Genomic DNA, 24,041 nt, shown 5'->3' on the forward strand with positions numbered 1-24,041 from the left:
ATGACTAAACCAAAACCTTCGCAAACTGAGCTGTCGCAAAAAGCCAATCCTGCTCATTGGTATGCCAAATTGCACACGGTTGGCAGCCCAAAAACTGAAGCAAAACTTAAGCGAAAATGGTTAAATTTAAGCATTTTTTTTCGCATTTGGTTGGCGTTAGCCGTGGTGTTATTGATTGCCGCAACCGCGATTTTCACCCAAATGTTTGGTTATATTCGCCCAACGGCGCATCAAGTTATTGAAGATACGCTTCTTGATACTAGCCGCTTGCTGGCAGTCAATCTGCAAGCGCCGCTTGTCAGTGGTCAGCTTTATGATAAAGACTATCAAGCAAAACTTGATACCATGTTTACAAGTTCGGAAACTGCCGATAAAAAAAATGGCAATCATTACTTATCAACGCATTTTTTACGCAGCCGAATTTATGTGACAGACGCTCAAGGCATGGTTATTTACGACTCGCTTGCCGCCCCTTTTAACGCTGAAGGTCAAGATTACAGCCGCTGGAATGATGTTTATTTAACCTTACAAGGTCAGTTTGGTACGCGAAGCACTGCCGATTTGCAGGAACGCAACAAAACGGCGGTTTATGTGGCTCAGCCCATCATTGATGAGGGCAAGCTGATTGGTGTGGTCAGCGTTGGCAAATCGGTTGCCAGTATTTTGCCTTATCTTGCTGAAACCCGCCATCGAATGCTGATGAGTGCGCTTGTCATGAGTGTGATTGCGCTACTTTTGGCAGGACTTGTGGCTTGGTGGCTCAAGCAAAGCATCACCCTTGTCACGCAATATGCCAAATCGCTTGCTGAGGATACCCAAAAGCCGCATTTTTATTTGGGAAATGAGCTCAACAGCTTAACCGATACCATTGAAACGATGAAGCACCGCTTAGAAAATAAAGGCTATGTTACCGATTATGTCCATACGCTGACCCACGAGCTTAAAAGCCCGCTGACTGCGATTCGCGCCAGCAATGAGCTGCTTGAAGATGGCAGCTTGGACGATGAAGACCGCTTGATGCTCAGTCAAACTATCAACGAGCAAAGTATTAAAATGCAGCAATTGATTGACCGCTTACTACTACTGTCGCAAGTTGAACAGCCAACATTTAAGCTCAATCAGCAGCCAACGGATTTGTTAGCGCTTATTAATAGCTTAATTAAAGACAATGGCGTGAAGCTTCAGCAGCAGCATTTAGCGCCGATTAAGCTTAATATCGATGGCAAAAATTTTTTAAATCATACGAAAATGAATTTGCCGCCATTATTGGTGCTTGCCGATACATTTTGGTTGACCCAAGCGCTGCAAAATATCATGGATAATGCCATTTATTTTGCTAAATCCATCGTCAGTATTGATATTAATAGCAATATGAGCCCTCAAAACAAACCCTTGGTAAGTCTTTGCATTTTTAATGATGGTAAAGCTTTGCCTGATTTTGCCTTAGATAAAGTATTTGAGCGCTATTTTAGCTTATCGCATCAAAGCAGCTCTAATAGCGCGCCAAAAAAAGGCACGGGGCTTGGTCTAACCTTAGTCAAGCAAGTTATCAACCATCACGGCGGAACGGTCGCTATTGATAACGCAAATTATCAAAACCAAGACGGCGTGATGGTGACTTTGACGCTGCCTTTAATCAAGCCCTCTAAATCGCCTAAGCCATCTGCCAAACCTAATCAAGCTTCACTTTAACAGGGTTAATTTTAAAACGATAAAGGCTAAAAATTAACGTTAAACAATCGCCTCAATGGGCGGGATAACATCGGCATTTTGACCACGATGGCGCAAATAATGGTCAAGAATCACAATGGCTAGCATCGCCTCAGCAATGGGCGCGGCGCGAACACCAACGCAAGGGTCATGGCGACCTTTGGTCAGCATATCAACCGCTTGACCTTGGGTATTGATGCTTTTGCCAGCGGTGGTGATGCTTGAGGTCGGCTTGAGCGCAATGCTGACTTTGATGTCTTGACCGGAAGAAATGCCGCCCAAAATACCGCCTGAATGATTGGCAGTAAAGCCAGTCGGCGTCAGCTCATCACGAGCGCTGTGACCAAACTGCTCAGCAACCGCCATGCCATCGCCAATTTCAACGCCTTTTACCGCATTAATACTCATCATCGCGTGGGCAATGTCAGCATCTAAGCGGTCAAAAACCGGCTCGCCAAGACCCACCGGAACGTGGCTTGCGATAATCTCAAGGCGCGCGCCGCAGCTTGTGCCCTCGCGGCGAAGATTGTCAATAAGCGCTTCAAATCGCGGAATGGCATTTTCATCGGCACAAAAAAACGGATTACTATTAACAAAATCCCAATCAATATTTTTGGTGTCTTTAATAGCAACTTTTTCATTGCCAATTTGGGTGACGTGACCGTGAATCTCAACGCCTAAGCGGTCGAGCAGATACTTCTTCGCAATTGCCCCTGCTGCCACGCGCATTGCCGTTTCGCGAGCTGAGGAGCGACCGCCGCCGCGATAATCGCGAAAGCCAAACTTCATGCTATAGGTATAATCGGCGTGACCGGGGCGAAAGGTGTCTTTAATCTCGCTGTAGTCTTTAGATTTTTGATTGGTGTTACGAATCAACAGTCCAATCGACGTTCCGGTGGTTTTGCCTTCAAAAACGCCTGAAATAATTTCAACGGCGTCATCTTCGCGGCGCTGGGTCGAGTATTTTGACGTCCCCGGTTTGCGTCTGTCCAAATCCACCTGTAAGTCCGCCTCACAAAGCAAAAGCCCGGGTGGCACGCCATCAACGATTGCCAAAAGCCCTGCGCCATGCGACTCACCACACGTCGTTACCCGAAACAGCTGACCAATAGTATTTCCTGCCATGACCATCCTTTTGTATTATTTTTCAATTATAAATTGCTCAAATAAAAGGCTAAGCAACCTCTTATCGCTTGCCGTTTCAATTAAAGTGGTCGCTCGTTGCTGTCAAGCAGTCGAACATAGCGCGCAAACAGCTCACGATACTCCATCAATTCATCAAACGTGATGGCAAAAATACCATGACCACCATGGGCGAATTTTAACCATTCAAATTGAATTTCAGGATAGGCTTGGCAAAGTGCCCATTCGCTATCGCCCACTTCACAAACCAAAAGCCCTTCAGGACTTAAGTAATCGGGGGCGGCAAATAAAATCCGATGCACCAAATCCAAGCCATCTTGACCAGCGGCTAGCGCATGCTCAGGCTCATGTAAAAATTCTGGCGGCAAATCTGCCATCACTGCCGCATCCACATAAGGCGGATTGGTAACGATCAGCTCATATTGATGATCGGCGGGCAATTTAGCGAACAAATCGGACTCAATCACATTGACTTGATGCGCCAAATCATGATGGTCAACGTTAACCATCGCCACCTCAAGCGCGCCTTTATCAATATCAACGGCATCAACGAGCGCGTCAACAAACCGCGTCGCCAAAGCAATCGCAATGCAGCCCGATCCGGTACACAAATCTAAAATCCGCTCAGGCTGTGACAACTGTTTCATTTCAAGATTATGATCAAAAAACTCTTCAGCGCCATCGCCATTTTGAATCACCGGCTTGGCTAAATCGGTCACATCAAAATAGGGGTAAAACTGCTGCCGAATCAGTTCGGCAATAGGCGATCTTGGAATTAAAACGCGTTCGTCCACATAAAACGGCAAATCACAAAAATAAGCCAAATTTATCAAATAGCTAAGCGGCTTGCGCTCAACTATCCGCGCCTCAAGCAAGCTTAACACCGCTTGTTTTTCAGAATGGGTCAATCGGCAATCAAGCACCTGCTCATTGGCTGACCAATCGAGCGACAAACAGTGCAGCACTAAGGCTGAGGCTTCAGCAAACTCATCGGTCGTCCCTTGAGCGACCACCACATCGTAATTGCGCAGCTGCGTCACGGCAAAGCGAATAAAGTCACGAATGCTAAACAGTTGCTGGCGAGCTTCATCAAGCTCACGCGCTAAGTTTGCCGCCGGATGAAAGCTGTCTTCTGCCGCCTCAAACAGCGTCTCGCTTTCTAAATTAAAGTCATCATCAGAAGCAAATTGCCGCTGAAACTCTTCAGCGCTCATCGTTTGGTGATCGGTCATATCAACCCTTATATAATTAAGCCTTAATTGGCTGAGCAATTTAGGTTCTACCCTAATAACTGCTATGCGCCTTATATTAACCAAGCATTATAAACGCAATTAAACTTATGCGCCAATGAGTCGCAAAATTTTGCCAGCTCAACTTTGCTAATCTTTCTTAATCTTTCGCAATTATGCTTATTTTATAAGCACTTATCGCAAGCCTTACTAAAGTATTTCTTGATCACAACTGACCGCGTTATAAAAGATGAATGGTAAAAAAAACTGTATCAAAAGTTTGCGATAGCCTGCAATTATGCGCATAATATCGGCATCAATCCTAATCGATGGTGATTAACCTTATGAAAATAAAGCCACTTATTACTGCAATTACCGTTGCTATTAGCAGCTCTATCGCCGTATCCAGTTTTGCTGCCCCCATTGATTCTAAAAAAATCAACGCCAAACCTTCAAGTTTAGCCGTCAAAACCAGTCTTGAAATTAAAGAAAACAGCACTGCTCGAGCCGTTGCTATTGCTCAAGCTGAAGACAATCAGCTACCTACCACCGCTAAAGCAAAAAACAACGACCGCTTAAATCAGCTGATTGAACACAAACAAAAAGCACCAACCGCAGCCACCATAGCTGCCCCCACGGCGGCAGCGGCAACTGCGGTCGCCTTGCAAGATGACCAATCCGACGGCTTTGACGACATCACTGACGGGCAAGTGGTCGCAGCGGTAAGCCCTGAGCAAAAAGCAGACACTGGCGCTGCTGCCGCTGCCATCAAAAGTATCGAGAGCATTGACGGTAAAAAACACACCACCCTTAACCTATCAAACTACGCCAAACAAGTGAATAACGCCGTCTGGTCGCCAAATATGAACCGCAATACGGCAATGACGATTAAATTGCAAGCGCTTCTTGATTGGAATCATGCCTCCCCAGGTCCTATTGATGGCGGTTGGGGAATGAACAGCAAAAAAGCGCTGATGAATTTTCAAAACATGAAAGGACTCACGCCTACCGGCAATATGGACCAAAAAACGTGGGACGCCTTGATTAAAAACATTCCTGCCAATAAGCCTGTGTTGGTCAGCTACACCTTAACTGAGGAGGACGTTAACACCAACTTTGCGCCAATGCCTGCCAGCGCCGAAGCCAAATCCAAAATGAAAGGGCTTTATTATGAAAATATCAAAGAGATGCTCGGCGAGCGCTTCCATATGGATGTTCGCTATTTAGAAAAACTCAATAAAAATAAAACGTATAAAGCGGGCGAAACCATCACGGTATTAAATACCCGTGACCCGTTAAATCAGCGTATCACCCGCGTCGTTGCCAACAAAGCGGACAAAACCCTTTACGCTTATAATGGTGACAAGCTGGTAGCCACTTATCCGACCACCGTTGGTAGTGACAGCACGCCATCACCGCAAGGCACGTTTAAAATCGTCAACAAAGTCAAAATGCCGTGGTACAAAGCCACCGTTGGCTCAGGTGACCAAAAACAAGTTCATATGCTGCCGCCAGGTCCGAACAGCCCTGTTGGGGTGGTTTGGATGGGATTGTCAAAACCGTCTTACGGACTTCATGGCTCACCAAAACCTGAAGGCATCAGCCGTCAAGCGTCAGCTGGCTGTGTTCGCTTGACCAACTGGGACGTTTTAGAAGTTTACGCCAACATCGATAACGGCGCGACGGTTGAGTTGAAATAACTGTTTTCTTGTCTGATAAATTTTTTAAAACAAAAACAGCGCCACTGAGCGCTGTTTTTTTAATGAGGAATTTTGGCATTTATTAAGCGTTATAACCCTCTTCATTACCTGTAATGCTGCCGACTTTTTTAGTGAAGAAGATACCGGCAGGAACAGCAAGTAAGAACCCTGCCCCAACTGCCATCCAAATATGAGGAATTTGATTAAATCCGGAAATAAGGGCGGCAATAATAAGAAGACCAATCAATACAGTTGCTGCCATAGAATAGATTACTGAAAATAAATGCCAGTTCATAATGCAATCCTCATAGTGGTTGTGGGTATAGCTTATTTATAACTTAATTCCTTATAAAAAGTAAGTTTTTGTTGTAGACTTGTAAGACAGATAAACAAAATGACAGTCATTAAAAACCATGCTAGTATTGGGGAGTTTATTGAGGTCTTGGCTTTTAGCGCCGTCTTGGGCGATTTTTACCTTTATCCTGTTGCAAACTTAGCGCCCTTTTTTATAGCCAATCCTTTTATAATAGCGCCTTGATTTTTCTTCTTTTGATTGGTAAGCGGCGCTGACATGACTCATTTAAACCCTACCTTTTTGTCAGACATCACCAGAGTTATTGATAATCCGAGCGCTTTGAGAACGGACATCACTTATCAGCCCCATCAGCTGACCGATGATGACTTTTATCAAACGGTTTGCCTCGCCGCCCCGCTATCCCAACCAATCCAGCAACCCTCAAAGTCGGCAAGCACTGGCGCTGATCCTAAAAATAACGCAACCGAACATCGTGATAAAATTGCAGATTCAGCCACAGATAACGACTTGCTTGATGAATCTAAAAATGATGCCGCGCCGCAAACTATTGAGGCAAAAAAAGAAAGCCGACTTGAGCGCTATAAGCAGTTTTTAGCCGAAAAATTTAGCAATCAAACGATTAACCATGCCGAAGTTCGCGTTTCTATTGAAGCCGGAGCGCTACCGAACAAGTTATTTTTCGTCATGAATACGTTATCAGCCATTATCGCCAGCTACGGCTTAATTGCCGATTCAGCAGCGGTGGTGATTGGGGCGATGCTCATTGCGATGATGCTTGGACCGATTACTGGGGTTGCCCTTGCCATTATTGATTATCGAATGCCGCTATTAAAAAAGTCGCTGATAACTTTGATTGCCGGTGTAATTTTGGTGATAGCTGTGGGATTTATCATTGGCAGCATTCATTCAGCGTCGCCAACGGTTTCTAATGAGATTTTGTCGCGAACCGCACCGACCTCAATGGATTTGCTGATTGCTTTAGCCGGCGGAACGGCGGGCGCTTATGCCATGGTGTCGCCGCATTTGTCAGTGGCGGTGGTTGGGGTGGCAGTGGCGACCGCTTTAGTGCCACCGCTTGCCGCCAGTGGCATTTTGCTGGCTCATGGTGAGATACAACTTGGCTTTGGGGCACTGCTATTGGCGCTGACCAACATTTTAGCCATTCAATTTACCAACGCCTTGGTGCTTTGGGTTTTAGGATTTCGGCGCTTGGTTGAGGACGATTATCAATCGGGAACGTATTTGACCTTTTTACGAAGAAACGCCATTCCGCTGCTGCTGCTTGTTGGTCTTGGCGTTTATTTAACCCTCAATTTAAATAAACGCGCGCAAAAACAAGCCTTTGAAAACCATGTTAAAACCACCATCAATCAGTATTTTGAAGCCGATGGCAACGTGCTCACCAACACTCAGTTTGAAAATATGGATGACTATCAAACCATCCGCGCGGTGATTCGCGGGGAAACCAGCCCAAGCTCCAAAGACGTTCGTCAAATCGAAGCCATTTTGCAGCGCGACATTGCCAAAGACTTTCCCAAAAACCTGCCAGTAAAATTGCAACTGCGCTATCTTCCGGTGCAAGTGATTGAAGCTGACCCGTTTATCAAAGAGTCGCTTGATAAAACCGATGCGTCAATTTTAAGCAATTGATACAAAGCATAGACGCTTAACGGCATAATAATTTTTACCCATAGTCAGCTTGGGCGAAATTCTTACAAGCGATTGGCGATTGTGCTAAAATTGTGAGCATTAATTTTTTCAGCCCTGTTTTTATTTTTTAAAAAATGTTTTGATGGTTAAACTATTAACCCGCCTATTTCGTTTTTAAGGAGCTTTTGTGAGCCAGCCTTTTCGCGCCGACGACATCCGCGCCGCTTTTATCCGGTTTTTTGAAAGCAAACAGCACACCCACGTGCCCTCATCAAGCTTGATTCCATTTAACGACCCAACGCTGCTATTCACCAACGCAGGAATGAATCAGTTTAAAGAAACCTTTTTAGGGCTTGAGCCGCGCGATTACACGCGGGCGGTGACCTCGCAAAAATGCGTTCGCGCAGGCGGCAAACATAACGATTTGGATAACGTTGGCTACACGGCGCGCCACCATACCTTTTTTGAAATGCTGGGCAATTTTTCTTTTGGTGATTATTTTAAAAAAGACGGTATTGCCTATATTTGGGAATTTTTAACTTCAAAAGACTGGTTAAATATCGATAAAGATAAGCTTTATGTGACCGTTTATCATACCGATGATGAGGCATTTGACATTTGGCACAAGGATATTGGTTTACCTGTCGAGCGCATCATTCGCATTGGCGACAATAAAGGCGCACCGTTTGCTTCTGACAACTTTTGGACGATGGGCGATACCGGACCTTGTGGACCTTGTACTGAGGTATTTTTTGACCACGGCGCGGACATTGAAGGCGGTTTGCCTGGCACTCCTGAAGAAGATGGCGACCGCTATATTGAGATTTGGAACTGTGTATTTATGCAGTTTAACCGCCAAAAAGACGGCACGATGCTGCCGCTACCAAAGCCTAGCGTCGATACCGGAATGGGGCTTGAGCGCATCAGCGCCATCATGCAAGGCGTCCACGGCAACTATGAAATTGATATCTTCACTCAGTTGATGGATGCCGCTGCTGATATTTTAGGCATCAACAACGAGCAGCAAGCGTCACTCAAAGTCATTGCCGACCATATCCGAGCGGTGGCGTTTTTGATTGCTGATGGCGTCATGCCAAGCAACGAAGGTCGCGGCTATGTACTGCGCCGAATTATCCGCCGAGCGGTTCGTCATGGCAATAAACTTGGTGCGGCCGGCGAATTTTTTTACAGAATGGTCGCGCCCCTTGGCAAAATTATGGGCGATGCTTATCCTGAATTGCTTGAAAAGCAAAACTTAATTGAAACTGCGATTTTAAAAGAAGAAACGCAATTTGCGAAAACGCTAGCTCAAGGTTTGCGATTGCTCGCCACTGAGCTTGATTCGCTCAATTCTGGCGATGAATTGTCTGGCGCGGCGGCGTTTAAACTTTATGATACTTATGGCTTCCCGCTTGACTTGACCGCTGATATTACCCGTGAGCGCGGTATTACCATTAACGAGAGTGAGTTTGACGAGCACATGCAGGCTCAACGCGCCCGCGCTCGGGATGCCGGTAAATTTGACGTTGATTATAGCCAAGTGGTCAAAGTTGATTCGCCAACCGAGTTTTTAGGTTATGAGCGCTTAACGGACAATAACGTGACCATCAGCGCCCTTTATAGCGATGGCAAAGCGGTGGATAGCTTGGCTGAAGGCGCTGAGGGCGTTTTGGTATTGGATAAAACGCCGTTTTATGCTGAAGGCGGCGGTCAAGTTGGCGAGCTTGGGCAAATTCATACCGAATCGGGCGTTTTTGACGTTCAAGATACCAAAAAATCCGGTCAAGCCATTATTCATCACGGCGTGGTCAGCATGGGCGAAATCCGCGCTGCGCAAACTGCCGATGCGCAAGTTCAATCTAGCATCCGAGCTGCCAGTGCCAAAAACCACTCAGCAACGCATTTGCTTCACGCCGCCTTGCGCCAAGTGCTTGGTGATAGCGTCACCCAAAAAGGCTCATTGGTTTCAAGCGAGATTTTACGATTTGACTTTTCATTTGATAAGCCGGTCACTGAGGCGCAAATCAGCTTAATTGAGCGCTTGGTTAATGAACAAATCCAAGCCAATACGAAAGCTTGTAGCCGTTATATGAGCATTGATGAGGCGATGGAAGCCGGCGCAATGGCGCTATTTGGTGAAAAATATGGTGACGAAGTTCGCGTGTTGACCATGGGCGAGAATACCATTGACGGTAAACCTCAACCATTTTCCATTGAGCTTTGTGGTGGGCTTCACGTTGAGCGCACCGGCGATATCGGTATATTTAAAATCATCAGCGAGTCTGGCATCGCTGCCGGAATCCGCCGAATTGAAGCGCTCACCGGAATGGCAGCGGTCAAATACTTGCAAGAAGGTGAGCATCAATTAAGCGCCCTTGCCAGCCGCCTTAAAATCAAACGCCCTGAGATTAGCAAGCGCATCCAAACCATGAGCGACAAGCAGCGCGAGCTTGAAAAGCAAATCGAGCGCTTAGAGCAAAAGCTTGCCAGCAACCAAGCGGCAAATCTCATGGACAGCGTTCAAGAAATTAACGGCACCAAAGTGCTCATTAGCCTCTTATCTGGAATCGACGGCAAATCCATCCGCCCCTTGATGGACGATGTCAAATCTAAACTTAGCGATAGCGTAATCGTTTTGGTAGGTGATAAAGACGGTCAATTGGCAATGGCAGCAAGTGTTGCTAAATCTTTGACAGGTAAAGTTAAAGCCGGTGACATCATTCGTCATTTGGCAGGTGAGCTTGGCGGGAAAGGCGGCGGCAAGCCGGATTATGCTCAAGGCGGCGCCCCAAAAGCGGATAATACTGAGGCGGCTATCAATAACCTCAGTAATTGGCTAAAACCGCAACTGGAAGCTTAAAGTTAAGCCATCTTAAATTTTAAAGTAATAAGAAAAAACAGCTCATTTTACACGATTGGTTATAAGCGCTATGACCAATCGTCATTAATCAGGGTAAGGCTGCCGCTTAAGTTTTTTGTGTAAATATGATATAAAGTAGCTCGCAACTTTAAGCTTATTTTTTTAAAGCTTGTCATTGCCACAATCATAAGGCGTCTTTTGATGCCCTTTAAGCGACGTGATTTTTACAATTTGGGGGCAGGATACCGCATTGGTAGTCCCTGCCACCTTAATGATTTATAGGTAACTTTTTATGGCGTTAATAGTCCAAAAATATGGCGGCACCTCCATGGGCAGTATCGACCGCATCAAAAACGTCGCCAAACGCGTTAAAAGCTGGCACGACAACGGTCATCAAGTCGTCGTTGTCGTCTCTGCCATGAGCGGTGAAACCAACCGTCTTATTGACCTTGCCCGCCAAATCAGCACTCAGCCTGACCCGCGCGAGTACGACCAAATGGTATCCACCGGCGAGCAGGTGTCCATCTCCTTACTTGCCATGGCAATCAAAGAGCTTGGCATCGGCGCTCAGTCCTTTACCGGTCGTCAAGTGGCGATTAAAACCGACAGCGCTCACACCAAAGCCCGAATTGAAGCCATTGATGATAAAAACATCCGCGAACAGCTCGATGCCGGTAACGTCGTTATCGTTGCCGGATTCCAAGGTATCGATGACAATGGTAACGCCACTACTCTAGGTCGCGGCGGCTCAGACACCACAGGGGTTGCCCTAGCAGCAGCTCTAAACGCGGATGAATGCCAAATTTATACCGACGTTGATGGCGTTTATACCACCGACCCACGCGTCACCTCAAAAGCCAAAAAGCTTAAAAAGATTACCTTTGAAGAAATGCTTGAAATGGCAAGTCTTGGCTCAAAAATTTTGCAAATCCGCTCAGTTGAATTTGCCGGAAAATATGGCGTGCCCCTGCGCGTCTTATCAAGCTTTGATGACAACATCGATGGCAGCTTTGATGACGACTTTAAAAACAACGTCGGCACTTTAATTACGATAGATGAAGGAGACAACATGGAACAGGCAATCATCTCAGGAATCGCCTTTAACCGCGATGAGGCAAAAATCGTGGTTCGCGGCGTTCCTGACCGCCCAGGAATTGCATCGGCAATTTTGACCCCGATTGGTGATGCCAACATCGAAATTGACATGATTGTCCAAAATCTTTCTGCCAATGGCACCACCGACTTTAGCTTTACCGTGAACCGCGCAGACTTAGAAAAAGCCATTAAAGTCGTTAATGACAAAGTGAAAGACGAAATTGGCGCCGCTGACGTGTTAGGCAAAAGCGATGTGGTCAAAGTGTCTTTGGTCGGCGTTGGTATGCGCTCGCATGCCGGCGTTGCCAGTAAAATGTTCCAAACCTTAGCTGAAAACAACATCAATATTGAAATGATTTCGACCAGCGAAATTAAAGTGTCCGTGCTCATTCAAGAGCAGCACCTTGACGCGGCAGTAAAATCACTACACACCGCCTTTGGTCTTGACCGTCAAGATGGTGAAAGCCGAGTTGCCAGCTGATTGCTACTTGACAGCTTTTTGTGATACGCTCCTTATCAGCATCACAATATTTTTTATAAAATTTGCCGCAGCTTTTAGCCATTTGTGACTGCCGAGGCGCGAAGTTTTGACCCTGATTGGCAAAAAGCCGTGACAGGGCTACTTACGCCCCCTATAATAAAGCCATTATTTGAGCTAAATAGAGGTTAGTTTTTGATTTTACGAAGTTTACTGATAATATCAACCAAAGTTCGTTAGAATTAAAAGCCGGTCTCAAGCCATTGTTAGCGTTATAAGATGGTGGCAAGATAAAATTGGCTCTAGGCGATATTCTAAAAAATTGAGATGTCATTTATGATTGATAATTTGTTGATGCGACATAAGGAGTGTGACGCATGTTAATACTGACGCGCCGTGTGGGCGAAACTTTAATGATTGGTGATGAGGTCAGCGTAACCGTCCTTGGCGTTAAGGGCAATCAGGTTCGACTTGGCGTCAACGCACCAAAAGACATCGCCGTTCACCGCGAAGAGATTTACCAGCGGATTCAACACGAGCGCTCCGTACAATCACAAATGCAGCATCTGGAACAAGGCGGCTTTGCGCCCTCTTTTGATGATGAAGACTACTTTAATCGTTAAGTCACACTTTGGGCTTTTATTTCAACCTATCCTATCGTGAGGTTATCGCGTTATGAGCATTCGTCAAACTGATGTCTCAGCCCTACTTAATGGTCTGCAAAAAAAAGCCATTGGTTTTAATGATGTCATCAAGTTCATCGATGACTGCTATTATTATACCCCAACCCCCTTTGTTAACGGTCATCAGCACAACCTTGCCGGCGAAAACGAAAACAGCGCTAAGATTTTGGGATTTGCCAAACTGCGTGGGCTAAATAAAATTGATACGTTAACCTTATTTGGTGAGCATTTTGAAGCGGTAAGAAATACGCCAAACGGCACTGACCACGCCAACATTCGCAACTTTTTGCATTGGGGCTGGGAAGGTGTTTTAATGCAAAAAAACCCACTGGTTGACCGCGCGGATTGGGATGCTGCTGACCACTCGCACCCGATTATGAAATTTATTAAGATGTTTGCGGTTTAGCTTATTGTTAGTACTAAAGTTAAAACGCTAAAATGAAAGACCAAAAAAAGCTGCCTGATGCTCAAGCAGCTTTTTTTATATCAACTTAAAACCTATTTGTTCATTGAATTAGCGTTATTGCTTATTGCGAAATTTAAGCGGCTGAATGGCGCCTTTTGGATTGGGCAAATTGGGATAATGCTGATCATGCTCAACGTCGCAGTCCGCGCCGACAACCGAGCCGTCCTCTCTTATTGGTTTATGAATAAATCCTGTTCGCTCAGCAGGCGGCAAGTGCTCATGCTCCCAAACCATCACCGCTTGCATGCACGTTTCGCGCTGCTCAGGGGTGACTTTGCGACCGTCCGCCCATTTGCCAATCTCAATGGCGAGTCGAAATTTTTCGACAATCTCAGGGGTCAAGCTTGCTAATATGGTTTGTTTGTCCATGGTTCTCTCCAATACCCGCGCCGCAGTTGGCTTGCTTGCTTGCTTACTTTATAAATAAATAAATAGATAATTAATCATCCATCATATCATCATCCATATCCATGCCAAACTCCTCAGCGTGAACATTCCAGTGAAGCTTAATTCGGCAAGCTTCATAAAAGTCAAATCCGGGCGGATGAAGCAGGGTGAGCTTATCCGGATGCTTTCGGATATACAGGCGCTGATTTTTTTCAAGCGGAATACTGGGCTTGCCATCGGCGCTGACCATCGGCTGAGTTCGGTTGTCCTCGTGGATGCGGATGCTGATTTCGCTGTTGCCACTCACCACAATCGGGCGACTCGATAACGTATGCGGGTACATGGGAACCAAACAAATGGCATCCATGCTTGGGTGAATAATAGGTCCCCCGCCCGATAACGCATAAGCAGTTGAGCCGGTTGGCGTGGCTGCAATCAAGCCATCACTGTGCTGACGATAAACGTTTCGACCGTCAATTTTCATTTGAAAATCAATCATATGCACCGACTTTCCGGCATGAAGCACGACATCGTTTAGCGCCATGTCCTCGTGAATGACGTTTTTGCCCTCGCGGATTTCCATGGTTAATAAAAAGCGGTGGTCAAGCTGATAATCGCCCATCAAGACTTGACGCAGTTTAAATTCAACATCGCTTGGGCGAACATCTGCCAAAAATCCTAAGCGACCACGGTTGACGCCAAGCACTGGAACGCGGTATCGGGCGAGCGCTTCGGCGGCGTGCAAGATTGAGCCATCACCGCCAACCACGACGACCAAATCACAAATCTCGCCAATAAGACTGCGCTTGACCACTTTGACCCGCTCAATTTCGGTAAAATCAAGCGTTGGCAATTGCGCGGTCTCAGTGTCCATAATCAACGTAAGATTCATCTCGTTGATGGTTTGGGCAATTTGCATCAGACTTTGGGTGACGCTGCGTTTACCGGCGCGGCCCATAAGACCGATACGCCGGAACGCCGGATTTTTGATGGCGTGAAACAATTCAGACTCGTGAAGGTGAGGCAATCGCTCGGACTGCGCGAAGTTTTCCATAAAACGACTCGGCATAAGCGTTAACATGCACGGTTAAAAGACGTCACAATGATAACGATAATTGCGCCTGCAAACTAGCATAATTTATCAATCATTACTAAGCGCTACTGTAAACTTGTCAATCAGCCCCCATATCATAACCAGTAACGCTGACAAGCCAAGCAAGCTTAGTGATTGATTTTTAACCCTAAAGCTTGCTTGATGGGTGCTCACGCAATCGCTGTTGACAATTATGGCGGTTTTGCTAAAGTTACCAATATTTCTTCAGCGTTTAATTTAGTCAACATTTTGAGCGTGTTTTTTATTATCTAAGGATGTAATCATGGCAAATCCTATTGTCAGTCGGGCGGAACTGGCTGTTGGCGGTCGACCGATGAGCGTCAAGGGCGTGGTTCAAAAAACCTCCATGCTGCTTGGCTTATCTGCGGTATCTGGACTGGGTTTTTTCTTTTATGCGTTAATGGCAGGGCTATCAAGCGGCTTTATTTATATGGCGTCGATTGGCAGCATGTTTGCAGGCGTTATTGTTGCTTTTTTAATTATGTTTAAGCCGCAAATGGCAAAATCATTGGCCGTACCTTATGCGCTGCTTGAAGGCATCTTTTTAGGCGGCATTTCAATGATTTTTATGAAAATGTACCCAAGTGTGCCATTAACTGCACTTTGCGCCACTTTTGTGACAGCCGCGGTGATGCTTGGGCTGTATCGTTCAGGAATCGTGAAAGTCAACGATAAGTTTCGCTCAATCATGATGTCAGCTATCTTTGCCATTATGATTTTGTATGTGGTTCAGTGGGGCTTTGTGCTGTTTGGTTCAAGCTTACCGTTTTTATTTGACGGCGGTATGATTGCTATTGGCTTTAGCTTATTTGTGGTGGTCATCGCCTCCTTTAGCTTGCTGCTTGATTTTGACAACATCGAGCGCGGCGTTGCGGCAGGCGTTTCTGAAGATTACGAATGGGTCTTTAGCGTGGGCATTTTAGCAACCCTTGTTTGGATGTATATCGAATTTTTACGTTTGTTAAGCTATTTACAAGACTAAGCTTTTTCATTATCGCTTATTAATTGCAATTAAAAAAAACCGCCTAATATTGGGCGGTTTTTTTATGGTTTATAAAAAAATAACGGATTAAAACAGTAAAAAATGAACGGCTAAGCACGTTTTAACCGAAGAGCATTTAAGACCACAACCAAGGAGCTTAGCGACATACCAATCGCCGCAAGCCAAGGCGGAACGTAACCAAACACCGCCGGAATCAATACGCTAAAATTGTAAGCAAGCGCCCAGCGAAAGTTTTGTTTAATGATGCGCTCGGTTTTGTCAGCAATACGTTTGGCGGCGCTCACCGCTTCAATTTGACCATTTAAAATAATGCTATCGCTTGACACTTGCGCTAAGTCCGCCGCCCCTGCTATGGACGCTGAAACGTTGGCAGCACCAAGCACTGGCGCATCATTAATGCCATCTCCAACCATCAGCACAATGCCGCCTTCTTGCTGAATGGCTTTGATATGCTCAACTTTATCGCTTGGCGATAAGCCGTTAAAGGCGCTATCGATGCCTAAGTGATTCGCCATCACCAAAGCCTGCGGGCTTGGGTCGCCGGTGAGCATAAGCGTTTTAATTCCAGATTGTTGCAAAGATTGCAGCATGTCCAAAGCATGGTCGCGGACTTTATCATTAAAATAAAACACCGCTTGCGGCTGCCAAATGTTGTCAATATTTGCTGACAATACCACGGCAAGGCTTGCTTGGTGATGGCTTAAATCAACCACGCTTTGCGGCGGCTTTGAACCGCCAAGGGCAAAGACCTCGTGACCTATTCGGTAAGTTATGCCGTCAATATTCGCTTCAACGCCGCCTGCCGGATGGTGAATTAAGTTTTGGGTGACCGGCAAATGGTACTGATAAGCGGCGGTTAACAGCGCATGGGCAATTGGGTGACGGCTGCCTACCTCTAAGGCAGCAGCAATGGCTAAAAACTTGCCTTTTTGTTCATTGCTATTTTTTACCGCATTTGGCTGAACAAGCTCGGTGGTCAATAAGTTGGGTTTGCCAAAGCTTAGCGTTCCGGTTTTATCAAACGCTACGTGGGTGATTTCGGCAAGGGTTTGCAGCGTATGACCGCGAGTGACCAAAAAGCCGTAACTTGCCAGCCGGTTGGTGGCAACGGTAAGCGCAATGGGGGTGGCAAGCGACAGCGCACAAGGGCACGTCGCCACCAAAACGGCAACGGTTGCCCAAAGCGCTTGGTTTGGGTCAACGATGTACCAACCGATAAACACCAAAGCTGACAATACCAAAACTCGCGCCACAAACCAGCGCGCAAGCTTGTCCGCCTTTTGCGCAAGTTTGGGCTTTTCGCTCATGGCGCGGTTCATCAAGCGGTCAATCAAGCCAATTTGGCTGTCTTTTGGCAGCGCGGTAATGAGCATCATAAACGGCTGACTGTCATTTTGCGCGCCGCCAACGATATAATCGCCTTGGTGTTTGACAATCAAATCGCCCTCGCCGGTCAATAAACTTTGCGACACCGTTGCCGATTGGCTTAATAAAATACCATCGCTAATAATTTCCGCGCCTGCCTCAATCAGCACAACGTCGCCCACTTGCAAACTTTGGGCGGTAACCATGTCTTTTTGCCCGTCGTTTTTTGTCGTTGGATATTGTTGCCAAGCATTTTGCCAGTCTTGAGCGATTTTTTGCGATAAGGCTTTGGTTGCCTCATCAAGGCTTGCCATAAAATTTGCAGCGTTGTTATTGTTGTCAGTGCTGTTATTTTGACTTACCAAAAGCTGTTGTAAAATTTGTGCTGCTGCCGCTTTATCCTCGCCAACTTTTTGCACCAAAACCGGTTCTAAAACGACCAAATCGTTTGCCATACTCGCCGCTTTTAGCCTTGCGTTGTGCTCAATATAACGCCCTGCCAAAAGAAAAAATATAAACATGCTGACCGAGTCGAAATAGGTCTGACCATGACCGACAATCGTGGCATAAAGGCTGGCAAAAAAAGTGATAATCAGCGCCACACTGACCGGAACGTCCATATTGACTTGGCGCGCGCGAATCGCTGACCACGCCGAGGTAAAAAAGGGCACGCCGGAATAAAAAAACACCGGAACGCTGACAAACAATGACACCCAACGAAAAAAATCACGCTGAAACACCAGCATATTGCTGTATTCACCAAAATATAGCGCCACCGAATACATCATCGCTTGCATCGCCCCAAGCGCGGCAATCCCCAAGCGCAAAATCATTTTGCTGTTATGGCGGGCGAGCATTGCTTCATGGGTGTCTTGGCGATACGGCTTGGCATCGTAGCCAATTTCATTAATGACCGCTAAAATCTGACTGATGGGCAGCTTGGCTTCATCCCAAACCACGCGCATCCGCTGACTGGTTAAGTTGACTTGGCAGCTCTCAACACCGTCCAGTTCATAAAGGCGTGACTCAATCAGCCATGTACAAGCGGCGCAGCGCAAGTTATTCACCGACAATTCAGCGACCGATAAGCCATCTTGAGCATAGACAAATTGCGATTTGATTTCATCGTGGTCATAAGCTTCAAGGCGGCTGATTTCGGTGGGCAAGCTTGCGGTGCGGTTGATTTCGGAGCGGTCAAGATAATACTGCTCAAGCCCCGCCTCCACGATACTTTGCGACGCCAGTTGACAGCCCAAGCAGCACATCTCACGCTGTGACCCTAAAATCGTACTAAAAAATGGCGGACTTGGCACCGGATCGCCGCAGTGAAAACAATGACCCTCAGGGGGCAGCACCAGTCCTTCAACCAAAGTGGTGTCAAACGAAGATACAGTCGCAGGGTTCAACATACGCTTACGATGTCCTTTATACAATCGAAAAACAGCTTACGAGGATTTTTTGGATAAGATGATTGATTATGATGCTGCTTTTTTTAGCAATATCAATGCCAGCGGCAAGCTTAGCGGTGACGTCCATCATCGTATTTATGATGAGTTTTAATCTGTTTTATTCACCTTTTAAAACCATCAACCAGTATACACCTTTATATAGTTGCAATCTTCAAACGCTTGCGTAACGCAATGACAAGGATAATAGATTGAAAAAGTTATCAATTTGCGTCATTATGAGGCATTTTTTTAGCCCCAATCGGTATTCCTTCAGTGCAAAATCTGCCAATGACCCCTGCTTACTTAAAAAACTTACCTAAGACCAATTCACCAAAAAACCAGCATGGCTTAATTTTTGGCGGACTGCTGCTTATCGTCGTTATTATTGGCATGGTGCTGTTTGCCTTATATTTACTTAAACTTGACCGCACCATTACCCACAAATTTGAGGGCAAGCGTTGGGACATTCCGGCGAAAGTCTATTCGCAGCCCTTAGAGCTTTACCAAGGCGCAAGTGTTGATAACAACACCATGACCTCTTGGCTTGACCTACTCAATTACCAAAGCAGCAAAAATTACGATAAAACCGGCAGCTTTCACAAGTCCGGCAGCACCTATTTTATTCACACGCGCGGCTTTACTTATAGTGCCAATGATATCGACCCTGAACAAGTGATAAAGCTGAGTATTGAGGGGGGTAAGATTAAAAGCATTCAAAGCACCAAAAAAAATAGCTCAGGGGTGCTTCGATTAGAGCCGGTAAATATTGGCGGCATTTATCCAGACAACAACGAAGACCGAATGGTGATCTCCTTAGAGGACGTTCCAAAGCCATTGATTGACGCCTTGATTGCCACCGAAGACCGTAGATTTTATGAGCATCACGGCGTATCGCTTCGTGGGATTGGTCGCGCATTTTTAAACAACTTTACCGGCGGCTCAAGGCAAGGTGGCTCAACCATCACTCAGCAATTGATTAAAAATTTTTATTTAAATTCCGACCGCACCTTTAAGCGCAAAGCCAATGAGGCTTTAATGGCGGTGCTTTTGGAGCTGCATTATACGAAAGATGAGATTTTACAAGCCTATTTAAATGAGATTTATTTGGGTCAAAATGGCAAACGCTCCATCAATGGCTTTGGCTTGGCATCACAGTTTTATTTTGATAAGCCGCTTAAAGAGCTGCGAACTGACCAGCAAGCGCTGCTTGTTGGCATGGCAAAAGGTCCAAGTATTTATAACCCGCGCCGCCATCCTAATGACTCTAAAGCCCGCCGCAATACGGTGCTTAACAACATGCTGGTGGAAGGTTATTTGTCCCAAGAAGACTATGATGCCGCCATTAAAAAACCGCTTGGGGTTGTTGATAAACCTGCCGATGGCAAAAGCCGCTTCCCTGACTTTTTAGACATCGTCAAACGCGAGTTAAACGAAGTTTATTATTCAAATGATTTAAAAAGCGAAGGCTTGACCATCATCAGCACCATGAATCCCATCTCGCAAATGGCAGCCGATAACGCGGTCAGTAAAAAGCTGGGCGAACTTCGTAAACAAAGCAGCAAAACCAAAGGGCTTCAAGGGGCTTTGGTGAGCGCCAATCCTGAAACCGGCGAGCTGGTTGCTGTCGTTGGTAGCGGCAGTGAATTTACCGGATTTAACCGCGCGGTTGATGCCAAACGACAAGTGGGGTCGCTACTAAAACCGGTCATTTATATGAGCGCCCTTGAAAGTGGTCGCTATAATTTAGCAAGCTCGGTCGATGATTCTCCTATCACGGTCAATCTTCGCGATGGTGGCGATTGGACGCCGCGCAACTATGACGGTCGTGACCATGGGTTTGTCCCCCTCACCACCGCGCTGTCGCAGTCTTATAACCAAGCTGCCGTTCGGGTGGGCATGGAATTTGGCATTGATACGTTTGCCAACCAGTTAAAACGCTTGGGCGTTAAAGAAAATATTCCCAACTACCCCTCAGTGCTATTGGGTTCGGTCAATTTAAGTCCGATGGACATGCTTGGGGTTTATCAAGTGTTTGCCACAGGCGGCTTTCGAACTCCCATTCATAGTATTCGCACCGTGATTGACAACAAAGGGCGAATTTTGCAGCGAACAGGGCTTAACACCAAACGCAGCATCCCCCCTGAAACCAACTATTTGGTCAATTATGGCTTGCAGCAGGTCGTTAAAACCGGAACGGCAAGGCGCATTCAATCCCTTGGCAGCAACCTTAACTTAGCCGGAAAAACGGGAACGACCAACGACTTTCGCGATGCTTGGTTTGCAGGTTACAGCGGCAATTATGTCAGCGTGGTTTGGGTAGGCCGCGATGATAACAAATCCATCGGGTTAAGCGGCGGCTCAGGGGCGCTTCCGGTTTGGTATGATTATATGAACCGCTTGAAACTTACGCCCGTTGCCCTTCCTGAACCTGAAGGTATTGAGTGGCTTTGGCTTGAAAACAACTCAGGAAAACTGTCCAATGAGCGCTGTCCGGAAGCGCGGTATTTGCCGGTATTATCTCGCTATCTTCCTGATGAAGCCAGTAGCTGCGCGATTGCCATGTACCAACAAGACCGCGCCCGAGCGCAGATGCAGTGGCAGGGTCAGGAGCGTGAAATCATGGAACAGCGCCGCCGTGAAGGGCTTGATAACGATGAGAATTTTGAGGATTCTGACAATCAGCAGCGCAACATCCCGATTGATGGCGAACAAATTCAGCGCCAGCTTAAGCATCTTTACCGGCGCGCTTTTGAATTGTTTGAATTGCAATAACAGCGTTTACAAATAATCGTACGACATAATAATTTTTTTATAAAAGGGTTTCATCATGGCATGGCAACAACTGCATTTACAGTGTAAAAAAGATGATGTTGATTTGGCAGAAAGCTTACTACTTGAGGCAGGGGCGTTATCCATTGCCCTTGATGACGCCGGCGACCAGCCACTGTTTGAGCCGCTTCCGGGGGAATCGCCGCTTTGGGATGAGGTGATTTTAACCGCCCTTTTTGATGCTAATACCGAAAACGGCAGTCGATCCGTGGTGGAAGCCCTAAGCCATGAGGTTGCGGCTGAGAGTAACGCCAGCCGATTTTGGGTCACAGGACTTGAGGATAAAGACTGGGAGCGCGAATGGATGGTGCATTATCAGCCTATTGAATGCGCCAATAATTTATGGATTGTTCCCAACTGGCTCACCCCGCCGAATCCTGATGCTGTGAACATCATCATGGACCCAGGGCTTGCTTTTGGCACCGGCTATCACGCAACGACAAGGCTTTGCTTGGATTGGCTTACTGAGCAGGATTTAACCGATAAAGTGGTCATTGATTACGGCTGCGGCTCAGGGATTTTAGGAATTGCCGCGCTGCTTTTGGGAGCAAAGCAGGTTTTTGCTGTTGATATTGACCCGCAAGCGGTGTTAGCAACCAATCAAAACGCTGAGCGCAATCAGGTCGCCGATAAATTGCAAGCCTTTTTGCCGCAAGACTTTGATGATTTTAAAGCTGACCAAAACCTAGCTTTAGTTGACGTCATCGCCGCCAACATTTTAGCCAAACCGCTTATCGGACTTGCGCCGTATTTTGCCACCCTCATTGCGCCAAAAGGCAAAATTGTCTTGGCAGGGCTGATTGAGTCGCAAACCCAAGACGTCAAAACTGCCTATCAACCTTATTTTAGCATCGATAATAAACACGCCTTTAGCGCTCAAGAAGACCAGCATTGGCAGCGGCTTTCGGGGACATTTACAGGGTAGCAACAAATCCTTACATCTGTTACGATAGGGAGTCAGCATAAGTCCGCTGACTCAATCTGGATTGGAAACTATGAGCTCCCCGATAAAATCTCAATGTCCGCATTGTCAAACTGTGGTCAGTCTGCCACGCTTAGCGTTAAATGAGGCGCGCTCAACGCTCCACTGTGAGCAATGTGGCAATGTCTTTTTAGCCAATGATCATCTGATTGTCCCCGCTAAGGCTTCTAGTAACGAAGATGATCTTTTGATCCATGATGACATGGACATTGAAACCACCGAGGCGTTTCAGGATTATCACTCTATCGATGACATGGAAGCTTGGTTAAATCAGCATGAAACTCAATCCAACCAAAACGATCACTCAGCCGCGCCAAACCAAGAACCTTCCTTAACAGCGCCTAACCGTCAATCTACGAACTCAATAAAAAAAGAAGCGGCACATTTTCAAAAAGCCAACAACCTTGCCAGCAATCAACGCAACAGCGCCGCCGAAAATGCTTGGCTTGAAGACTTATTACAAGCGCAAGCCAACAGTGATCAACCCCAAGCCGTTCATCCCGACGACCCAGAATTGACGCAACTGCTCAGCGACATGGGAATGAAAACAGACGATGCTGAGCACCTTGAAAAACAGCGCCAAGCTAAGATTGCAGCCCGCTTAAGACTTGATGACCAACCTAAGCGGCAATCGATAGCGACCTTTTTATGGGCAATTGGTTGCGTGGTACTGGGGTTATTATTAGCCGCGCAGTATGTAATTTTTAATTTGGATTCGTTAATTAAAAACCCAACTTATGCGGCAAGGCTACAAAATTTATGTACCATAGCGGCTTGTAGTTTGCCCCATGCGGATATTGCAAAGATTGCCATCAGCGAACCGCAAATTCGGGCAAGCAAAGTTAAGTCTGCAAAAAAATTTAGTGACATTCAAGCCACCCTAATCAATCAAAGTGATGACCCTCAGCTGTTGCCAAATATGAAAGTTCACTTGTATAACGACACTACATTGGTCGGTGAGTTTATCGCCCGACCTGAAGATTATGTGTTAGCTTACGAATCACAATTGGGGGCAAACCATCAAAAATCCATCATGTTTACTGTGCCCTTAAATAAAACTTACCTAAATCAAGTCATCATTGAGCCTTTTTATTAAAATCAGCCTGATGACAAGCTTCGCTACCACCCTTTTTTGTTTTTGACGATACCCTTATGCCAAATGAACTTCAATCTTCTATAATAGTCACTGACGAGTTAACTGCCTTACCGCTTCGTGATCATGTTGAGCGCGTTGTTCGCGACTATTTTGACGCCCTTGATGGGGAAACCCCAAGCGATGTTTACGAGTTGATTTTACAACAGATTGAATTGCCGCTACTTACCGTGGTTCTTGAAAAAACACGCGGCAATCAATCCAAATCGGCACAAATTTTAGGGCTGAACCGCGGAACGCTGCGCAAAAAGTTAAAAAAATATCAATTGATGGCGTAATATCATTTTTTGAATACTGGCACGTTTTGCTTTATGATGCGGCTTTAATTTTTTTAACAACCCTTTTTATACGCTAAACGCTGATTTTAAATTTTAAAACAGCAAGCAAGTTTTGCTTGTTAACATTGACCTGCCAATTGTTTTGGCGCTGT

At 46.1% G+C, this 24,041-nt stretch carries 17 protein-coding genes and 1 pseudogene; 12 read left to right on the forward strand and 6 right to left on the reverse strand.

Annotated features, from left to right (window positions below; genetic code table 11):
• Nucleotides 1-1,692 (forward strand): two-component system sensor histidine kinase CreC, encoded by a 1,692-nt coding sequence (creC, locus tag ACZ5XY_RS01745; protein ID WP_464742406.1) that lies wholly within the window; start codon nucleotides 1-3, stop codon nucleotides 1,690-1,692.
• Between the two features lie 39 nt (nucleotides 1,693-1,731).
• On the opposite strand, the gene aroC is transcribed toward creC, so the two are convergent.
• Nucleotides 1,732-2,835 carry a chorismate synthase gene (gene aroC / locus ACZ5XY_RS01750; RefSeq protein WP_464742408.1) on the reverse strand — a complete coding sequence of 368 codons (1,104 nt, stop codon included), beginning with the start codon at nucleotides 2,833-2,835 and terminating at the stop codon, nucleotides 1,732-1,734.
• An 80-nt stretch (nucleotides 2,836-2,915) separates the two neighbouring features.
• Nucleotides 2,916-4,085, reverse strand: coding sequence for a 50S ribosomal protein L3 N(5)-glutamine methyltransferase (prmB, locus tag ACZ5XY_RS01755; RefSeq protein WP_464742410.1), 1,170 nt, complete (start codon nucleotides 4,083-4,085; stop codon nucleotides 2,916-2,918).
• Nucleotides 4,086-4,426: 341 nt separating this feature from the next.
• On the opposite strand from prmB, the gene ACZ5XY_RS01760 reads away from it, so the two are divergent.
• The gene (locus ACZ5XY_RS01760) at nucleotides 4,427-5,782 is read left to right on the forward strand and encodes a L,D-transpeptidase family protein (protein WP_464742412.1); all 1,356 of its coding nucleotides are present in this window, start codon (nucleotides 4,427-4,429) and stop codon (nucleotides 5,780-5,782) included.
• A gap of 82 nt (nucleotides 5,783-5,864) precedes the next feature.
• On the opposite strand, the gene ACZ5XY_RS01765 is transcribed toward ACZ5XY_RS01760, so the two are convergent.
• Nucleotides 5,865-6,077 carry a hypothetical protein gene (locus tag ACZ5XY_RS01765; RefSeq protein WP_464742414.1) on the reverse strand — a complete coding sequence of 71 codons (213 nt, stop codon included), beginning with the start codon at nucleotides 6,075-6,077 and terminating at the stop codon, nucleotides 5,865-5,867.
• Nucleotides 6,078-6,353: 276 nt separating this feature from the next.
• Here ACZ5XY_RS01765 and ACZ5XY_RS01770 point away from each other — a divergent pair, with 276 nt between their 5' ends.
• The 5 genes and pseudogenes from ACZ5XY_RS01770 (at nucleotide 6,354) to ACZ5XY_RS01790 (ending at nucleotide 13,270) form a co-directional block, all read left to right on the forward strand.
• On the forward strand, nucleotides 6,354-7,748 hold the full coding sequence (locus ACZ5XY_RS01770; RefSeq protein WP_464742416.1) for a DUF389 domain-containing protein: 1,395 nt from the start codon (nucleotides 6,354-6,356) through the stop codon (nucleotides 7,746-7,748).
• 187 nt (nucleotides 7,749-7,935) lie between these two features.
• Nucleotides 7,936-10,608: an alanine--tRNA ligase gene (gene alaS / locus ACZ5XY_RS01775; RefSeq protein ID WP_464742418.1), complete on the forward strand. Its 2,673-nt coding sequence runs from the start codon at nucleotides 7,936-7,938 to the stop codon at nucleotides 10,606-10,608.
• A 292-nt stretch (nucleotides 10,609-10,900) separates the two neighbouring features.
• Nucleotides 10,901-12,184 (forward strand): aspartate kinase, encoded by a 1,284-nt coding sequence (locus ACZ5XY_RS01780; RefSeq protein WP_464742420.1) that lies wholly within the window; start codon nucleotides 10,901-10,903, stop codon nucleotides 12,182-12,184.
• 374 nt (nucleotides 12,185-12,558) lie between these two features.
• Nucleotides 12,559-12,726, forward strand: a pseudogene (csrA, locus tag ACZ5XY_RS01785) (carbon storage regulator CsrA); the annotation flags it as partial.
• Between the two features lie 130 nt (nucleotides 12,727-12,856).
• Entirely contained in the window at nucleotides 12,857-13,270 is a 414-nt protein-coding gene (locus tag ACZ5XY_RS01790) for a HopJ type III effector protein (RefSeq protein WP_464742422.1), read from the forward strand.
• Between the two features lie 114 nt (nucleotides 13,271-13,384).
• On the opposite strand, the gene ACZ5XY_RS01795 is transcribed toward ACZ5XY_RS01790, so the two are convergent.
• Both ACZ5XY_RS01795 and ACZ5XY_RS01800 read right to left on the reverse strand, forming a co-directional pair.
• Nucleotides 13,385-13,699, reverse strand: a complete 315-nt coding sequence (locus tag ACZ5XY_RS01795; RefSeq protein WP_464742424.1) for a YeaC family protein — start codon at nucleotides 13,697-13,699, stop codon at nucleotides 13,385-13,387.
• A 70-nt stretch (nucleotides 13,700-13,769) separates the two neighbouring features.
• Nucleotides 13,770-14,675 (reverse strand): NAD(+) kinase, encoded by a 906-nt coding sequence (locus ACZ5XY_RS01800; RefSeq protein ID WP_464743680.1) that lies wholly within the window; start codon nucleotides 14,673-14,675, stop codon nucleotides 13,770-13,772.
• A 418-nt stretch (nucleotides 14,676-15,093) separates the two neighbouring features.
• Here ACZ5XY_RS01800 and ACZ5XY_RS01805 point away from each other — a divergent pair, with 418 nt between their 5' ends.
• Nucleotides 15,094-15,813: a Bax inhibitor-1/YccA family protein gene (locus ACZ5XY_RS01805; protein WP_464742426.1), complete on the forward strand. Its 720-nt coding sequence runs from the start codon at nucleotides 15,094-15,096 to the stop codon at nucleotides 15,811-15,813.
• A gap of 110 nt (nucleotides 15,814-15,923) precedes the next feature.
• On the opposite strand, the gene ACZ5XY_RS01810 is transcribed toward ACZ5XY_RS01805, so the two are convergent.
• Entirely contained in the window at nucleotides 15,924-18,608 is a 2,685-nt protein-coding gene (locus ACZ5XY_RS01810) for a heavy metal translocating P-type ATPase (RefSeq protein ID WP_464742428.1), read from the reverse strand.
• 429 nt (nucleotides 18,609-19,037) lie between these two features.
• Here ACZ5XY_RS01810 and mrcB point away from each other — a divergent pair, with 429 nt between their 5' ends.
• The 4 genes from mrcB to fis all read left to right on the forward strand — a co-directional run bounded on the left by mrcB (nucleotide 19,038) and on the right by fis (nucleotide 23,889).
• Nucleotides 19,038-21,419, forward strand: a complete 2,382-nt coding sequence (gene mrcB / locus ACZ5XY_RS01815) for a penicillin-binding protein 1B (protein WP_464743682.1) — start codon at nucleotides 19,038-19,040, stop codon at nucleotides 21,417-21,419.
• A 55-nt stretch (nucleotides 21,420-21,474) separates the two neighbouring features.
• Nucleotides 21,475-22,401, forward strand: coding sequence for a 50S ribosomal protein L11 methyltransferase (gene prmA / locus ACZ5XY_RS01820; RefSeq protein WP_464742430.1), 927 nt, complete (start codon nucleotides 21,475-21,477; stop codon nucleotides 22,399-22,401).
• A gap of 70 nt (nucleotides 22,402-22,471) precedes the next feature.
• Nucleotides 22,472-23,554: a DUF3426 domain-containing protein gene (locus tag ACZ5XY_RS01825; protein WP_464742432.1), complete on the forward strand. Its 1,083-nt coding sequence runs from the start codon at nucleotides 22,472-22,474 to the stop codon at nucleotides 23,552-23,554.
• 56 nt (nucleotides 23,555-23,610) lie between these two features.
• The gene (gene fis / locus ACZ5XY_RS01830) at nucleotides 23,611-23,889 is read left to right on the forward strand and encodes a DNA-binding transcriptional regulator Fis (RefSeq protein WP_464742434.1); all 279 of its coding nucleotides are present in this window, start codon (nucleotides 23,611-23,613) and stop codon (nucleotides 23,887-23,889) included.
• Nucleotides 23,890-24,041 lie beyond the last annotated feature (152 nt).

It is taken from the genome of Psychrobacter sp. GTC18467 (assembly GCF_055397455.1).

Coding starts and splice junctions, on each gene's coding strand:
- ACZ5XY_RS01800 (WP_464743680.1), bottom strand. CDS start 14,675: ATGGGCCGCGCCGGTAAACGCAGCGTCACCCAAAGTCTGATGCAAATT.
- prmA (WP_464742430.1), top strand. CDS start 21,475: ATGGCATGGCAACAACTGCATTTACAGTGTAAAAAAGATGATGTTGAT.
- ACZ5XY_RS01805 (WP_464742426.1), top strand. CDS start 15,094: ATGGCAAATCCTATTGTCAGTCGGGCGGAACTGGCTGTTGGCGGTCGA.
- prmB (WP_464742410.1), bottom strand. CDS start 4,085: ATGACCGATCACCAAACGATGAGCGCTGAAGAGTTTCAGCGGCAATTT.
- ACZ5XY_RS01770 (WP_464742416.1), top strand. CDS start 6,354: ATGACTCATTTAAACCCTACCTTTTTGTCAGACATCACCAGAGTTATT.
- ACZ5XY_RS01765 (WP_464742414.1), bottom strand. CDS start 6,077: ATGAACTGGCATTTATTTTCAGTAATCTATTCTATGGCAGCAACTGTA.
- ACZ5XY_RS01825 (WP_464742432.1), top strand. CDS start 22,472: ATGAGCTCCCCGATAAAATCTCAATGTCCGCATTGTCAAACTGTGGTC.
- ACZ5XY_RS01810 (WP_464742428.1), bottom strand. CDS start 18,608: ATGTTGAACCCTGCGACTGTATCTTCGTTTGACACCACTTTGGTTGAA.
- fis (WP_464742434.1), top strand. CDS start 23,611: ATGCCAAATGAACTTCAATCTTCTATAATAGTCACTGACGAGTTAACT.
- ACZ5XY_RS01760 (WP_464742412.1), top strand. CDS start 4,427: ATGAAAATAAAGCCACTTATTACTGCAATTACCGTTGCTATTAGCAGC.
- ACZ5XY_RS01790 (WP_464742422.1), top strand. CDS start 12,857: ATGAGCATTCGTCAAACTGATGTCTCAGCCCTACTTAATGGTCTGCAA.
- creC (WP_464742406.1), top strand. CDS start 1: ATGACTAAACCAAAACCTTCGCAAACTGAGCTGTCGCAAAAAGCCAAT.
- ACZ5XY_RS01780 (WP_464742420.1), top strand. CDS start 10,901: ATGGCGTTAATAGTCCAAAAATATGGCGGCACCTCCATGGGCAGTATC.
- aroC (WP_464742408.1), bottom strand. CDS start 2,835: ATGGCAGGAAATACTATTGGTCAGCTGTTTCGGGTAACGACGTGTGGT.
- ACZ5XY_RS01795 (WP_464742424.1), bottom strand. CDS start 13,699: ATGGACAAACAAACCATATTAGCAAGCTTGACCCCTGAGATTGTCGAA.
- mrcB (WP_464743682.1), top strand. CDS start 19,038: ATGGTGCTGTTTGCCTTATATTTACTTAAACTTGACCGCACCATTACC.